The organism is Streptomyces sp. NPDC057694, assembly GCF_042799415.1.
Classification (GTDB): domain Bacteria; phylum Actinomycetota; class Actinomycetes; order Streptomycetales; family Streptomycetaceae; genus Streptomyces.
The window spans coordinates 127,450-141,574 of sequence record NZ_JBHVIX010000011.1 but is presented as its reverse complement, the minus strand read 5'-3'; the positions used below and the strand labels follow the sequence as shown (position 1 = coordinate 141,574).

Genomic DNA, 14,125 nt, shown 5'->3' with positions numbered 1-14,125 from the left:
ATCACAACTCCCTTGTGGACATGAGGGGTTCCGCCCGGTCGAACCCGATGACGGGGCCGTCGCGGCAGAGCAGGACCGGGCCGAGCTGGCAGTGCCCGCAGTGGCCGGTGGCGCAGCGCATGTTGCGTTCCAGGGAGACCCGGATCCGGTCGGCGGGCACGCCGCGGTGGACGAGGTCGCGGGCGGTGGCCCGGATCATCGGTTCGGGTCCGCACACGAAGGCCGTGGTGGAGGCGGGGTCGAAGTGCGCGCGGTCGAGCAGGCGGGTGACGAGGCCGATCTCGCCGCGCCAGTAGGGGTCCGGGTGGTCGACGGTGACGCCCGTGTACGCGGTGGGCCAGCGCCGCGTCTCCACCCGGGAGACGAGGTCGCCGGGGCTGCGGGCGCCGACGAGGACGTTGACGCGGCCGTAGTCCTCCGGTGCGGCGACGGCGTGTCGCACCAGGGGGCGCAGCGGTGCGAGTCCGATACCGCCGGCGACCACGAGTACGTCCCGCCCGCGCGCCGCCTCCAGCCCCCAGCCGGTGCCGAACGGGCCGCGCAGGCCGACGGTGTCGCCGATCCGCTTGCGGCACAGGGCGGCGGAGACGGCTCCGACCTCGCGCACCGTGTGGGCGAGTCCGTGGCCGACGGTCGGCAGCGAGCTGACCGACACCGGGATCTCCCCCACCCCGAACGCGTAGACCATCGCGAACTGGCCCGCCTCGAAGGGCGCGAGCCACCGCGCGTCCGGTTCGAGGCGCAGGGTGACGGTGTCGTGCGTCTCGTCCCAGCGGTCGGTCACCCGGTAGGCGACCGGCACCGGGCACGTGGTCATCGGGGGAATCCGCTGCCGTGCGGTGCGTACAGGTCGAGGAGGCGGATGCGGGCCGCGAGCAGCCGGTGGCCGATCACCTCGCCGACCCAGTGGCCGATCCGGCGGCCCAGTTCCGGGTCGGCGTCGCACATCTCCCGCACGCGCGCCGCGTCGAACTCGTGGGCGCGCACCGGGCTCACCGTCTCCGCGCCGAGCTGCCACAGGTACGGCGCGAACAGCCAGGACCAGCCGACGAGTTCGCCGAAGCCGAGCGTCTCGATGACAGCGGCCCGGCGTCCGGGGACATGCATGTCGAGGGCGACCGTGCCGGAGCGGATGATCCAGAAGCGGTCGGCCCGGCCGCCCTCCTCGAACAGGCGCGCGCCTTCGCGGAAGTTGACCGGCCGCGCCAGGCTCATCAGACGCCCTCGGTGCTCGGCGGGGAGCGCCTGTCCCATCCGCGGAGTGGTCGTGGCGATCATCGTCCTGCCTCCTTCGCGAGTGCGGTGACTTCCTCGGTGATGTCGATGCCGACGGGGCACCAGGTGACGCAGCGGCCGCAGCCGACGCAGCCCGTCGAGTCGAACTGGTCGTGCCAGGTGCCGAGTTTGTGGGTGAGCCACTGCCGGTAGCGGCTGTGTGGGGTGGCCCGTACCGGACCGCCGTGCAGCGACGAGAAGTCCAGATCGAAGCAGGAGTCCCAGCGCTGCCACCGCTCGGCGTGGTCGCCGGTGAGGTCGGTGACCTCCTCCGTGGTGGTGCAGAAGCAGGTGGGGCAGACCATGGTGCAGTTGCCGCAGCTCAGACAGCGGGCGGCGACGTCGTCCCAGCGTTCGGCGTCGAGGCTCGCGCCGAGCAGGGCCCGCAGGTCGAGCGGGGGCATGGCGCGGCCCATCCGGTCGCGGGCGGCGTCGACGGCCGCCCCGGCGCGCTCGGCGGTGGCCGGGTCCCCTTCCTCGTAGGTCCCGTTCGGCAGCCGGTCGAGGATGCGTGCGCCCTCCGGACTTCCCGCACGCGTCAGGTAGCGGGGTCCGGTGGCGTCGGCGAGTTCGGTCAGGGCGAGGTCGTAGCCCGGGTCTGCCGCGGGGCCGCCGCCCATCGACACACAGAAGCAGGTCGCCCCCGGTTCGGTGCACTCGACGGCGACGAGGAACGCTCCGTCGCGGCGGCGGGCGTATCCGTCGTCCTTGTAGTGGCCGCCGGCCAGGACCCGGTCCTGGAGGGCGATGGCCCGCAGGTCGCAGGGGCGTACGCCGAGGAACGCGTAGGACGGCCGTTCTTCCTGGTACGCGGTCACGGTCAGGGAGCCGTCCGCGTCCTGTGCGGCGTCCCAGACCTTCTGGCGCTGCGGGTGCAGGAAGTTCTTCCAGGACTGGGGTCCCGAGGTGTGGGCGAAGGCGGCGCCGTCGGTGCGCCGCGTCAACCGGTAGCGTCCCGCGTCGAGTTCGCTGCCCACACCCCAGGGCAGGTCGTCGGCGCCGTCGAGCGGGGCGAGGACGACGGCGCCGTCCCTGACGGTCGGCCCGACGACGGTGCGGCCGTCGGCGATCAGCACCGCGACGAGGGCGTCGAGCCCCGCCCGGCCGAGGACCACCGCGTCCCGGGCGGCCGGCTCGGTGGCATCGCGTTCGCTGGAAGCACCCATGATCGTCCTCGCGTCTCCCTCGTCCGCTGCGTCGGGCCGTCACCTCCACGGTCGGCGCCCGGGGCGGACCGCGGCAGGGGCCGACCGGTCCCCCGCCGTGCCCGGGTCGCCACCCGCCGACGGCCGTCCGGCCCTGCCGTCCGGTGGCGTGCGGTGCCACGGTGGGACAAGGCTTCGACGCCGTTCCCGAGAGGTGGTGTTCGCCGTGGGGTTCGAGGGTTCGACGGCGGGTCCGCGGGCGACCGGCCGGAGGGTCGGCGAAGCCGCCCGGCACCCGCGCGGGACCGACCGGTCCGGCACCGCCGAGCTGCTGATGGCCGGCGTCCGGCGGCGGCCCGGTCGTGCCGGTCCGCGACCGGGCCGGGCGGGTCACGCAGTGCTGTGCCCGGTGACCGTCGCCCCGCGGCACGGTGACCGCCCGCGTTCCGCAACCGTCCCTCGTCCGGAAGGAGTCGGCCCGTGAGGGGGATCGCCGCACCGCTGCGCGGCGTAGCGGCGGTGGTGCTCGACACCGACGGTGTCATCACCGATTCGGCGCATCTGCACGCCGCGGCGTGGAAGTGTGCGTTCGACACCTTCCTGCGCGCGCACCCGCCCGAACTGCTCGAGAAGCAGGGGCCGTTCGACGTACTTGTCGACTATCCGCTGTACGTGGACGGCAGGGCGCGGCGGGACGGCGCGGCCGCGTTTCTCGTCTCCCGCGGGGTGCGGCCCGACGCCGCCGTGGTCGACGCGATCGCCGCGGCCAAGGACCTCGCCTACGGCGAGCGGCTGCGCACGGGAGCGCCGGTACCCGCGTTCCGGGGCACCGTGGACCTGCTGCACACGCTGTTGTCCGAGGGGGTGCTGCTCGCCGCCGCGTCGGCGTCCCGGCACGCGGGGGAACTCCTGGAACGCGCCCATGTGGCGGATCTGTTCGACGCGGTGGTGGACGGCGGGGAGGCGGCCCGGCTGGGGCTGCGGGGCAAGCCGTACCCCGACCTGTTCCTGGAGGCGGCCCGCAGGCTGCGCACCTCGCCCGGCGCCACGGCGGTCGTCGAGGACGCGACGGCCGGGGTGACGGCGGCCCGGCGCGGCGGCTTCGCCGTCGTCGTCGGCGTCGCCCGCGGCGGCGCCGCGGACCGGGGCCGGCTCGTCGCCGCGGGGGCGGACGTGGTCGTCGGCGATCTCGGCGAGCTGGTGACGCAAGGCGCTGTCCGGTGATCCCCGCGGGGCCCGCCACCTGGTCGTACGAGGGGTACGACCCGGACCGGGAGCGGCTGCGCGAGGCGCTGTGCACGCTCGGCAACGGCGTCTTCGCCACCCGGGGCGCGCTGCCCGAGTGCACGGCGGACGAGGTGCACTACCCGGGCACGTACGCGGCGGGCTGCTACGACCGGCTCACCTCGCACGTCGCGGGCCGCGCCGTGGAGAACGAGGACCTCGTCAACCTGCCCGACTGGCTCGCCCTGCGCTTCCGGCCCCGCGACCACCGCGGCCCGGCCGACTGGCTGCACCCGGACCGGGCCCGGACGCTCGACCACCGCTGCGTCCTGCAACTGGAGCGTGGGGTGCTCGAACGCTTCACCCGGTACCAGGATGCGCAGGGCCGCCGCCTCGCCGTGCGGCAGTTGCGCCTCGTCCACATGGCTGATCCTCAACTAGCCCTGCTGCGAACGTATTTCACCGCGGAGAACTGGTCGGGCGAACTCGATGTGGAGTCGGCGCTCGACGGCACGGTGCGCAACGCCGGGGTGCCGCGCTACCGCGATCTGAACGGGGCCCACCTCGTCGACGTGCACCCGGGTCGCGCAGGCCCGCACGGCATCACCCTGCGCTGTCGCACCCGTACCTCCGATCTGCGGATCGCCCTGGCGGCGCGCACCACCTCCCCCGACCCGGTGCGCGCCCAGGTGCTGGACCAGCACACGGCCCGCGCCGCCCAACTGCTGCACCTGCCGATGGCGGAGGGACGCACGGTCAGCGTGGACAAGACCGTGGCCCTGTACACCTCCCGGTCACCGGCGATCGGCGACCCGCTGTGGGCGGCCGTCGACGCGGTGGGCCACGCGCCCGGCTTCGACGAGCTGCTCGCCTCCCATCTGACCGCCTGGCGCCAGCTGTGGCGGCGGGCCGAGCTCGACGTGCCGGGCGAGGCGGGCCGCATTCTGCGGCTGCACCTCTTCCACGTGCTGCAGACGCTGTCGCCGCACACCGCGGAACTCGACGTCGGCGTGCCGGCCCGCGGACTGCACGGCGAGGCCTACCGCGGTCATGTCTTCTGGGACGAACTCTTCGTGCTGCCCTACCTCAATCTGCACTTCCCCGAGGTGTCGCGGGCGCTGCTCACGTACCGCCACCGCCGGCTCGGCGCCGCCTGCCGGGCCGCCCGCGACGCCGGTCACCGGGGTGCCATGTATCCGTGGCAGAGCGGCAGCGACGGCCGCGAGGAGACCCAGCGGCTGCACCTGAACCCGTGCTCGGGACGCTGGCTGCCCGACCACACCCACCTGCAGCAGCACGTCGGCTCGGCGATCGCCCACAACATCTGGCGGTACGCGGAGGCGACGGGCGACACCGAGTTCCTGCACACCAAGGGCGCGGAGACGGTGCTGCAGATCGCCCGGTTCTGGGCGGACCGGGCGGCGTACGACGGGGATCTGGGCCGTTACCGGATCCGCGGCGTCGTCGGCCCGGACGAGTACCACGACGCCTATCCGGACGCGGACCGGCCCGGTATCGACGACAACGCGTACACCAATGTCACCGCCGCCTGGGTGCTCGCCCGCGCCGTCGGTCTCCTGGCCTCGCTGCCCGAGCCGCGGCGGGTCGAACTCTCGGAGCGGATCGGCCTCGACGACGGTGAGGAGGAGGTCTGGCGGGATGTCGCGCACCGGCTGTACGTGCCGTTCCACTCCGGGGTCATCAGCCAGTTCGAGGGCTACGCGGGGCTGGCCGAGCTGGACTGGGACGCGTACCGGCGGAAGTACGACGACATCCGGCGCCTGGACCGGATCCTGGAGGCCGAGGGCGACAGCGTCAACCGCTACCGGGCCTCGAAGCAGGCGGACGTCCTGATGCTCGGCCACCTCTTCTCACCCGGCGAACTCGCCTCACTTTTCCGGCAGTTGGGATATGTCATGGACGACACCGGATGGCGGCGCACGGTGGACCATTATTTGCGGCGCACCAGTCACGGCTCCACGCTGAGCGGCCTGGTGCACGGCTGGGTGCTCGCGCGGGCACGGCGGTCGGAGGCGTGGACGTTCGTGCACGAGGCGTTGACCGGGGACATCGCCGACGTGCAGGGCGGCACCACCGGCGAGGGCATCCATCTGGGCGCCATGGCGGGCACGCTCGACCTCGTGCAGCGCGGACTCACGGGGCTGCGGACGCGCGACGACGCCCTGTCGCTGGATCCGGCACCCCTGCCCGAACTCACCGGCTCCGGATACGGGTTCACGATCCGCTACCGCGGGCACTGGGGAGTGCGGCTGCGGCTCTCGCACGGCCGGCTGCGGATCACCGTGCCGATGTCCGACCGGGCGCCGATCCGCGTGGAGCTGCCGGACCGGGCCGTCACGGTGCGGCCGGGCGAATCGTGGGAGCTGCTGCTGGACCGCTCCCCCGCGTCCGACGGCCTGCGCGCGTCCGGCTGAGCGGTGTCCGGCGGGCCTTCACACCCAGGCCTCCCACGCGCGGTCCCACTCGGCGAGCCGCCCGCGGTCCAGGTGACTGCGCACCGACCAGCCCGCCAGCAGGGCCACGCCGGCCACGCCACCTCCGGCGGCGGCGCCCGCCGACACCCCGCGCAGCCAGATGTCGGAGTCGTCCAGCGGGGCGTCCGCGAGCCGGTCCCGGCGGTCCAGCCAGATCAGGGTGGGAGCGCCTTCGACGGTACCGGCGGGCACCCGTGCGGTGTCGGTCCGGAAGGTGCCGTCGGCCGTCTTCCAGCGCACCGGCACCCGGTGCACGGTCCCGACCGTCCCCGCCGAGTCGGCCCAGGTCACCGCCTGCGGCGCGTCCCGCAGGACCCGGGCGTGCACCGGGTGACGCTCCCGGTGCTGTGCGCGGGACTCGGCCCGCGCCCCGGCGACGGCCGGCGCGCCGACGGTGAGGGCCGTGACGGGCGCGCCGACGCACACCGACGCCGTCACACACAGCACCGTCCACGCCTCGACGACGTCGGAACGGCGCCGCAGCGGGTTCTTGCGCAGGCGCCACCCCCACCACATGACGTCACTCCCCTTCCCTGCGCTCCGCACCGCTCGGGGCGGCGAGCAGTTCGCGGGCGATCTGCTCGGCCCAGCCGGTGATCCGGGCGAAGTCCCGGAAGTCACCGCCTCGGCCGGCGTGGACGATCGTCCGGGCCAGGCGGCCTCGGGCGTGCTCGTCGAGCCGGCCGCCGAAAGTGATGTGCCCGCACACGTCGAGCCGGTCGGCGACGCGGCGCACACCGCGCACGGGCGGGATGTCGCGCTCGCCGGCCGACGCGTCGAGCGGGCCGCTGCTGAACAACCACAGCGGGCGGGCGCCCAGTGCCGTCGCGGCCCTCCGGGCGAAGCGGCGGGCGTCGCGGTGCCAGTGGCCCGAGTAGAGCGCGCCGCCGAGCACCACGGCGTCGTACGCGGCCACGTCGTCGGCCGCTTCGCGCGCGGGGCACACCGCGGTGGCGCAGCCGGCCTTGCTCAGGACGTCGCCGATCCGCTCGGCGATCTCCGCCGTGGAGCCGTTCTTCGACCCGTAGGCGACCAGTACACGGGGCTCCCCGCACTTCACCATCGTCTCGTGACCTCCTTGGGGTCCCGGCGGGTCACAGCTTGCGCAGCCAGTCGTCGGCGATACCGCGCACGGCCGGTTCGTCGGAGCGCAGACGGGAGTCGTCGAGCCGGTAGGTCAGCTTGTCGACGACACCGATCACACCGTCGATGTGGCCGGTCATCCGTCCGGCGATGTCCTTCTCACTGCGCCGTTCCACCTGTCCGTCGAGGGTGACGACACCCTCGTGCACCTGCACGGACACGGTCTGCGGTGTCAGCCACAGGGTGCGTACGAAGACCTCGTCGAGGATCTCGCGGCGGATCTCGTCGTCCGGTCGCAGGAACACCTGGAGCAGGTCGCGGCGGGTGACGATGCCGACGAGCCGTTCCTCCTCGTCGACGACGGGCAGCCGTTCCACCTTGCGGTGGGCCATGGTGCGGGCGGCCTCGGCGATCGTGTCGTCGGCGTGCACCGTGACCGGCGGCGCGGACATCAGCTGTCCCGCGGTACGCGCCTGTTCCTTGCGCCGCTCGGCGCGCCCGCTCCGCCCGGGCCGGTGCCACCGGTGGGCGGGCACGTCGGGCTCCGCGGTCCGTGCCTCGCGGGTCAGCAGGTCCGTCTCGGAGATCACTCCGACGACCCGCTCGTTGTCGTCGACGACCGGCAGGCCGCTGATGCGGTGCCGGTTCAGCAATCGCGCGACCTCCTTGAACGGGGTGCCGTACTCGACGCGTACGACGTCACCCACCATCACCGAACCGACCTTGCTGTGCTTCATGTCTCCTGCCTCCTTGCCGTGTTCGGGTTCAGCGCAGCCGCCGCAGATAGGGGTCCTGGGCGTGTGCGGGTGTGAGCCGCACCTGTACGTCCACCGCCGCGACCCCGTCGGGCCACGCGAGCACCGGGTTGAGGTCGGCCTCGGCCAGCTGCGGCAGGTCGCCGGCCATCCGCGACAGGCGCAGCAGCAGTTGTTCGAGGGCGGCCAGGTCGACGGGGCCCGTGGCGCCCTCGCCGAACAGCAGCGGGGCGCACCGCGGCGCGGTGATCAGCTCGTGCACGTCGTGGTCGGTGAGCGGGGCCAGGCGGGCGGCCCGGTCGGCGAGGACGTCGGTGGCGGTGCCGCCGAGGCCGAAGAGGACCAGCGGACCGAAGACGGCGTCCTGGACGACGCCGGCGAGCAGTTCGACGCCGCGCCTGGCCAGCGGCTGCACGACCACGCCGGTCAGCCGTCCGGCGAACCGGGTGTCGAAGTCCCGCCAGGCGGCGCGCACTTGGCTGCTGCCGCGCAGATCGAGGTGGACGGCGCGCTGCTGGGTCTTGTGCAGCAGCCCCGGCCAGTAGGCCTTCATGACGGTCAGGCCGCCGGGTTCCTGGAGGCGTTCGGCGGCGATCACCGCGTCGTTCTCGGTGTCGGCCCAGGCCCAGGGCAGTTGAGGGATGCCGTAGCAGTCCAGGAGCGCCGAGCAGGTGCGCGGGTCGAGCCGGCCGCCGCCGTCGTGGTCGGCGAGCCACTGGGCGACGAGGTCGTGGGCGCGACCGCTGTCGATGCCGTCGAGTTCGGGCACGGTGCCGTCCGGGCGGGCCAGCCGCCTCGCGCGGGTCACGGCGTGCGCGAGGGCGCGGGCGGCGGCCTGCGGGTCGGCGTAGGACGGGATGTGGCCCGCGTCGGCGGGCAGCAGGCGTACGGGTTCCGGCTGGTCGAGGAGGACCGCGGCGACCGTGCGGGGGCGATGCCGTCCGGCGGAATGGGTGAGGGATCGGACGAGATCGTCGCCGGTCGCCGCGGAGACCGCGGTGGGGACCAGCGCCACCAGGACCGCGTCGACGGCGTCGGAGGCGGTCAACCGGTCCAGACAGGCGCGCAGTTCGCTCTCGGTGACGGCGGCGGTGGCGTCCACCGGGTTGGCGGCGGTGGCGCCTTCGGGGAGCACGGCCAGCAGCGCGTCGGCGAGCGTGATGTCGAACGGGGGCACGCCGAGTCCGGCTTCGGCACAGGCGTCGGCGGCGAGGACCCCGGCGCCGCCCGCGTTGGTGACGACGGCGACGCGGGCGCCGGGTGGCAGTGGCTGGCTGTGCAACAGGGCCGCGGTGTCGAGGAGTTCGGGCACGGTGCGGGTCGCGATGACGCCGGCCTGGGTGAACAGGGCCTGGCGGGTCATGGTGCGGGTGGCAGCCGCCGCGGTGTGCGAGGCGGCCGCTCGGCGCCCGGCCTCGGTGCGGCCCGCGTCCACGGTCAGGATCGGCATCCGACGGGTGACGCGGCGGGCGGTGCGGGAGAACGCGCGCGGGTTGCCGAACGACTCCAGGTGCAGCAGCGCCAGTTCGGTGCGGCCGTCGCTCTCCCACCACTGGAGGAGGTCGTTGCCGCTGACGTCGTACTTGTCGCCGAGCGAGACGAAGCTGGAGACTCCGATGCCGAGCCGGGCCAGGCCGCCGAGGAGCGCGATGCCGACGCCGCCGGACTGCACGGCGACGCCGCAGGCGCCGGGGCTCGGGTGGGCGGCGGCGAAGGTGGCGTCGAGGCGCACGGTGTCCTCGGTGTCGGCGAGGCCCAGGCAGTTGGGGCCGACGAGCCGCATGCCGTGGGTGCGGCAGGTGGCGAGCAGGGCGGCGGCCTGCGCCGCGTCGAGCCCGGCGGTGACGACGAGCAGCCCGTGCACTCCGGCCTTGCCGCACTGCTCGGCGACGGCCCCGACCTCGGCGGCGGGCACCGCGACGACGGCCAGGTCGGGGGGCTGGGGCAGTGCCGTCACGGAGGGGTGGGCGTGCACGCCGAGGATCGCGGAGGCCTCGGGGTGGACGGCGTACAGGCGGCCGGTGAAGCCGGCTCCGAGCAGGTTGCGCAGGATGGCCCGGCCGACGGAGCCGGGGGTTCGTCCGGCTCCGATGACGGCCACCGACCGGGGCCGCAGCAGCGGTCGGAGGCTGGCCACGTCCGCGGCCCTACCCCGCTCCTCGACGGCCGTCAGGTAGGTCTCGTCCTGGTCGAGTCGTACGGTGCAGTGCACCTCGGGTCCGTCGAACCGGCGGGCGGTGCGCAGCCCCAGGTCGGCGAAGACCTTCAGCATCTCGTGGTTCTCCGCGAGGGCGTCGGCGGTGAACGCGGCGATGCCGTCGGCCCGCGCCGCCGAGACCAGGTGTTCGAGCAGGAGGGTGCCCACGCCCCGCCGGTGCCAGGCGTCACCGACGGCGAGCGCGATCTCGGCGAGGTCGTCCTCGCCGCTCCGCTCGTACTCGGCGACACCCACCAGCCGTCCCGCCACCTCGGCGACCAGGCCGCGGTACCCGGCGGGAGCGGTGCCCCGGCACATCCGGTCGGCGGCCGCGCGGGCCGAGCCGCGGCCGGCGCCGAAGAAGCGCAGCCGCAGGTTCTGCGGCGACATCTCCTCGTAGAACGTTCGCACGCGGGTGTGATCGCCGGATCCCGACGGGCGGATGTGCACGGTGGTGCCGTCGGTGAGCAGTGCGTGGACCCTGCGGATCGCCTTGGCGGTGTCCGACATGACGGCTTCCCCTTTCCGTGTCCGGTCGTGGCGAGCGGGTCCGCCCGGGAGCCGTGCGGCCCTCTCATCCAGCCTCCGGCGGACGCCCGTCGGCCGTGAGGGGCTGCCCGGGCACGAGGGCGGGGCCGGGTGGCCCCGGGTGTCCGCGGCCCGGCTCGCGCGGCAGCGGTTCGCCGAGCTCACCCTCGACGGTGTCGGCCATCGCGCGCAGCACGTCGAGGGTGCGCCGGGCCTCGGCCTCGTCGACGGTGGTGATGGCGAAGCCCACGTGCACGACGACGTAGGTCCCCACGGCGGCGACCGGGGTGTACTCCAGGCACACCTCACGGCGTACGCCGCCGAAGTCGACGGTGGCCATCCGCAGACCCTCGCTGTCGTGGATCTCCGTGATCCGTCCGGGAATTCCGAGACACATGTGTCCTCCTCGCGGGTTCACTGCTCGGCGCGGGCGAGCCGCGCGGCGGCGACGGCGGTCTGCCCGTAGGCGATACCGCCGTCCCCGACGGGCACCTCGCGGCCCACCAGGACACGCAGTCCCTGGGCGCGCAGCAGCCGGCGCACATCGCCGAGCAGCCGCCGGTTGACGAAGCAGCCGCCCGCGAGGCAGACCGTGCGCGGCGCCCCGGACCGGACGGCGTGGGCGACGAGGGCGGCGGTGACGTCGGCGAGCGTGGTGTGGAAGGCGGCGGCCAGGTCCGCGGACGGTTCGCCGTCCGCCTGCCGGCGCAGCAGGTCGATGAGGGTGGGCACGGGGTCGTACACCCACAACTCACCCTTCTGTACGAGACGGTGGGCCAGCGGCGCGACCCGGCGCCGCCCGGCCGCCGCTTCCAGGCGGACGGCCGCCTCACCCTCGTAGCTCACCTGGTCGGCGAGTCCCAGCAGGCTCGCCACGGCGTCGAAGAGGCGGCCTGCGCTGGACGCCCGCGGGCAGTTCACGCCGCGCGCGATCATGGTGCGCACCGCCGCGACCTCGTCGGGATCGAGACGTCCGGTGAAGCGCCGGGTCAACTCCCCCACGGGCGAGGCGGATCCGAGGGGTTCACCGCCGTACAGATAGCCGAGCGCGGTGCGCCACGGGTGGCGTACGGCGGCGTCCGCGCCGGGCAGCGCCGCGGTGCCGAAGCGGCCCACGCGCCGGTAGGAGGCCAGATCCGCTACGAGCACCTCGCCGCCCCACAGCGTCCCGTCGTCGCCGAGTCCGAGCCCGTCGTAGGCGACGCCGGTGAAGGGGCGGGTCAGTCCGTGTTCGGCGGCGCAGGCGGCCAGGTGTGCGTGGTGGTGCTGGACGGCGATGCCCGGCAGGGGCTGCGCGCGGGCCCACTGGGTGGAGAGGTAGCCGGGGTGCGGGTCGTGGGCGACGGCACGGGGCTCGATGCCGACCAGCGGACGGAGCGCGTCGTAGCAGGCGAGGAAGGCGTCGTACGTCGAGGTGGCGGCCAAGTCACCGATGTGCGGCGAGAGATGGGACCGGTCCGCGGTGGCGAGCGCGAAGGTGTGCTTGAGCTGCGCGCCCGCGCCGACGAGGGCCACGGGGGTGGCGCGGGGCAGGGGAAGCGCGGCCGGGGCGAGACCACGGGCCCGGCGGATCGTCATCAGCGAGCGGCCGGCCGGCTGCACCACGGAGTCGTCGTAGCGGGCACGGATGGGCCGGTCGTGGTCGAGGAAACCGTCCGCGATCGCGTCCAGCAGGCGATGTGCCTCGCTGGCGTCGACGGCGATCGGCGCGTCCACGGTGTTGCCGCTGGTGACGACGAGCGGCCGGCCGAGCGCGCGCAGGAGGAGGTGGTGCAGGCCTGTGGTGGGCAGGAACAGGCCGATGCGGTCGGTGCCCGGATGGACGGCGGCGGCCAGTCGACGCGGACCGGCGTCGACCAGCACCACGGGCCGTACGGGGGTGGTCAGCGCTCCGGCCGCGCGTGCGCCGATCCGGCCGAGGCGGCGCGCTCCCGCCAGGTCGCCGACCATGACGGCGAACGGTTTGGCGGGCCGGTGCTTGCGCCGCCGCAGCTCGGCGACGGCTGCCGCGTCCTCGGCGGCGCACACGAGCTGGTAGCCGCCGAGTCCCTTCAGAGCGATGATGCCGCCGTCCTCGACGGTCCGCACGGCGGCCCGCAGGGCGTCCTCGCCACGCAGACCGTCCCAGGCGAGCCGCGGGCCGCACGCGGGGCAGGCGATCGGTTCGGCGTGGAAGCGCCGGTCGGCGGGGTCCGCGTACTCGGCGGCGCACGCGGCACACATCGGGAAGCGGCGCATGGTGGTACGGATCCGGTCGTAGGGCAACGCGTCGATGACGGTGGCGCGGGGTCCGCAGGCGGTGCAGTTGATGAACGGGTAGCGGTACCGGCGATCGCGCGGGTCGAACAGTTCGTCCAGACACGGCTCGCAGGTCGCCGCGTCCGGCGGGATCTCACACGGACCGTCCGCGCCCGGCCGGGACCGCTCGCTGCCGAGCACGCGGAACCCCGTGCCGGGGGCGGGGGCCCGCCCGCCGAGTGTGACGATCCGGATCCGGCGCACCCGGGCCCGCGGCGGCGCGGCCGTGCGCAGCAGTTCGGCGAACGCGTCGATGTCCGCCTGCTCACCGGCCACGACTCCCGCCACGTGCCCGTCGACGTTCGCGGCCCAGCCGTCCAGGCCGAGGCCGACGGCCGTACGGTGCACGAAGGGCCGGAACCCGACGCCCTGGACGACACCGGTTACGTCGAACTCCCGGGCGATGCGCGCCATATGGCCACCTCCGGCCGCGTTCGTGGATCACACCCGGGCGGCGGCGTCCCGGTGCCGCACGATCTCGTCCTCCACCGCGGACGCCAGGTGTTCCACGCTCGCCACAACCTCGGGTGACATCCGCGTCCCGAGAGAGTTGTCGGCGCCTTCGACGGCGTAGACGACGAGGCAGCCCGGCAACCGGCCGAGGACCCGGGCCAGTTCGACGGCCTCGCCGAGGCCCAGGCCGTGCGAGCCGGCCTCGGGCGGCCGGTGCAGGCGCGGGGTGTCGAGCTCGATGCGGTGCACACGTCCCGGCCGGCCGGGGTGTGCGTGCGCGGCGTCCAGGACGACGGCCAGCTCCGCGCCCTCCCACAGCCCGATCAGCCGCCCGGGATCCCCGTCGCAGACGGCGAGGCGCGTACCCGGTGGCAGCGGCCTGCGCCGCGCGCGCTCCTCCAGCAGGGCCACGACCGCCCAGCCGGCGCCGTCGTCGCGCCGGAACGCATTGCCCACTCCGATCACCGCGATACGTGTGCGTCCTGCCCCTGCCCCGGCCGCCATGGACCGCCTCCTTCGCTCTCTCCCACTGTCGGGCGCGGCACGTCTCGGGCGCATGGGCCGAACGGGCCCGCCCAGCGGGACCGGTTCGCCCCTCCACCCGGCGCGCGCCGGGTGCCAGCGTGTGCACGACGGGTCCCGCCGGGGTGCGCCCGTAAGGAGGCGAGCAGC

Annotated in this window: 12 protein-coding genes; 2 read left to right on the top strand and 10 right to left on the bottom strand. The window is 74.5% G+C overall.

Annotation, left to right across the window (positions count from 1 at the left end; translation table 11 throughout):
* Position 1: 1 nt before the first annotated feature.
* Genes ACFVDP_RS23855 through ACFVDP_RS23845 form a run of 3 tightly spaced genes read right to left on the bottom strand, consistent with a single transcriptional unit; the run spans position 2 to position 2,441 of the window.
* On the bottom strand, positions 2–817 hold the full coding sequence (locus tag ACFVDP_RS23855) for an FAD/NAD(P)-binding protein (protein ID WP_383492929.1): 816 nt from the start codon (positions 815–817) through the stop codon (positions 2–4).
* A complete protein-coding gene (locus ACFVDP_RS23850; RefSeq protein WP_383492926.1) occupies positions 814–1,278 on the bottom strand; it encodes a cyclic nucleotide-binding domain-containing protein in 465 nt (154 codons plus the stop codon). Before ACFVDP_RS23850 ends, ACFVDP_RS23855 begins: the two co-directional genes overlap by 4 nt.
* Positions 1,275–2,441 carry a 4Fe-4S dicluster domain-containing protein gene (locus tag ACFVDP_RS23845; RefSeq protein WP_383492923.1) on the bottom strand — a complete coding sequence of 389 codons (1,167 nt, stop codon included), beginning with the start codon at positions 2,439–2,441 and terminating at the stop codon, positions 1,275–1,277. The genes ACFVDP_RS23850 and ACFVDP_RS23845 overlap by 4 nt, the downstream gene beginning before the upstream one ends.
* Positions 2,442–2,900: 459 nt before the next feature.
* Here ACFVDP_RS23845 and ACFVDP_RS23840 point away from each other — a divergent pair, with 459 nt between their 5' ends.
* Positions 2,901–3,644, top strand: a complete 744-nt coding sequence (locus ACFVDP_RS23840) for an HAD family hydrolase (RefSeq protein ID WP_383492921.1) — start codon at positions 2,901–2,903, stop codon at positions 3,642–3,644.
* Positions 3,641–6,079 (top strand): glycoside hydrolase family 65 protein, encoded by a 2,439-nt coding sequence (locus tag ACFVDP_RS23835; protein WP_383492918.1) that lies wholly within the window; start codon positions 3,641–3,643, stop codon positions 6,077–6,079. Before ACFVDP_RS23840 ends, ACFVDP_RS23835 begins: the two co-directional genes overlap by 4 nt.
* 18 nt (positions 6,080–6,097) lie before the next feature.
* On the opposite strand, the gene ACFVDP_RS23830 is transcribed toward ACFVDP_RS23835, so the two are convergent.
* From ACFVDP_RS23830 to ACFVDP_RS23800, 7 genes are all read right to left on the bottom strand, one after another.
* Positions 6,098–6,655, bottom strand: coding sequence for a hypothetical protein (locus tag ACFVDP_RS23830; RefSeq protein WP_383492915.1), 558 nt, complete (start codon positions 6,653–6,655; stop codon positions 6,098–6,100).
* Positions 6,656–6,659: 4 nt separating this feature from the next.
* Positions 6,660–7,202 (bottom strand): flavodoxin domain-containing protein, encoded by a 543-nt coding sequence (locus tag ACFVDP_RS23825; RefSeq protein ID WP_383492913.1) that lies wholly within the window; start codon positions 7,200–7,202, stop codon positions 6,660–6,662.
* Positions 7,203–7,233: 31 nt separating this feature from the next.
* Positions 7,234–7,959, bottom strand: coding sequence for a CBS domain-containing protein (locus ACFVDP_RS23820; protein ID WP_383492910.1), 726 nt, complete (start codon positions 7,957–7,959; stop codon positions 7,234–7,236).
* Positions 7,960–7,987: 28 nt separating this feature from the next.
* Positions 7,988–10,684 (bottom strand): GNAT family N-acetyltransferase, encoded by a 2,697-nt coding sequence (locus ACFVDP_RS23815; RefSeq protein WP_383492908.1) that lies wholly within the window; start codon positions 10,682–10,684, stop codon positions 7,988–7,990.
* 64 nt (positions 10,685–10,748) lie between these two features.
* Positions 10,749–11,099 (bottom strand): HypC/HybG/HupF family hydrogenase formation chaperone, encoded by a 351-nt coding sequence (locus ACFVDP_RS23810; RefSeq protein ID WP_383492905.1) that lies wholly within the window; start codon positions 11,097–11,099, stop codon positions 10,749–10,751.
* A gap of 17 nt (positions 11,100–11,116) precedes the next feature.
* Positions 11,117–13,414 carry a carbamoyltransferase HypF gene (gene hypF / locus ACFVDP_RS23805; RefSeq protein ID WP_383492902.1) on the bottom strand — a complete coding sequence of 766 codons (2,298 nt, stop codon included), beginning with the start codon at positions 13,412–13,414 and terminating at the stop codon, positions 11,117–11,119.
* A 27-nt stretch (positions 13,415–13,441) separates the two neighbouring features.
* Positions 13,442–13,957, bottom strand: coding sequence for a hydrogenase maturation protease (locus tag ACFVDP_RS23800; RefSeq protein ID WP_383492900.1), 516 nt, complete (start codon positions 13,955–13,957; stop codon positions 13,442–13,444).
* Positions 13,958–14,125 lie beyond the last annotated feature (168 nt).

Coding starts and splice junctions, on each gene's coding strand:
- ACFVDP_RS23855 (WP_383492929.1), bottom strand. CDS start 817: ATGACCACGTGCCCGGTGCCGGTCGCCTACCGGGTGACCGACCGCTGG.
- ACFVDP_RS23850 (WP_383492926.1), bottom strand. CDS start 1,278: ATGATCGCCACGACCACTCCGCGGATGGGACAGGCGCTCCCCGCCGAG.
- ACFVDP_RS23845 (WP_383492923.1), bottom strand. CDS start 2,441: ATGGGTGCTTCCAGCGAACGCGATGCCACCGAGCCGGCCGCCCGGGAC.
- ACFVDP_RS23830 (WP_383492915.1), bottom strand. CDS start 6,655: ATGTGGTGGGGGTGGCGCCTGCGCAAGAACCCGCTGCGGCGCCGTTCC.
- ACFVDP_RS23825 (WP_383492913.1), bottom strand. CDS start 7,202: ATGGTGAAGTGCGGGGAGCCCCGTGTACTGGTCGCCTACGGGTCGAAG.
- ACFVDP_RS23820 (WP_383492910.1), bottom strand. CDS start 7,959: ATGAAGCACAGCAAGGTCGGTTCGGTGATGGTGGGTGACGTCGTACGC.
- ACFVDP_RS23815 (WP_383492908.1), bottom strand. CDS start 10,684: ATGTCGGACACCGCCAAGGCGATCCGCAGGGTCCACGCACTGCTCACC.
- ACFVDP_RS23810 (WP_383492905.1), bottom strand. CDS start 11,099: ATGTGTCTCGGAATTCCCGGACGGATCACGGAGATCCACGACAGCGAG.
- hypF (WP_383492902.1), bottom strand. CDS start 13,414: ATGGCGCGCATCGCCCGGGAGTTCGACGTAACCGGTGTCGTCCAGGGC.
- ACFVDP_RS23800 (WP_383492900.1), bottom strand. CDS start 13,957: ATGGCGGCCGGGGCAGGGGCAGGACGCACACGTATCGCGGTGATCGGA.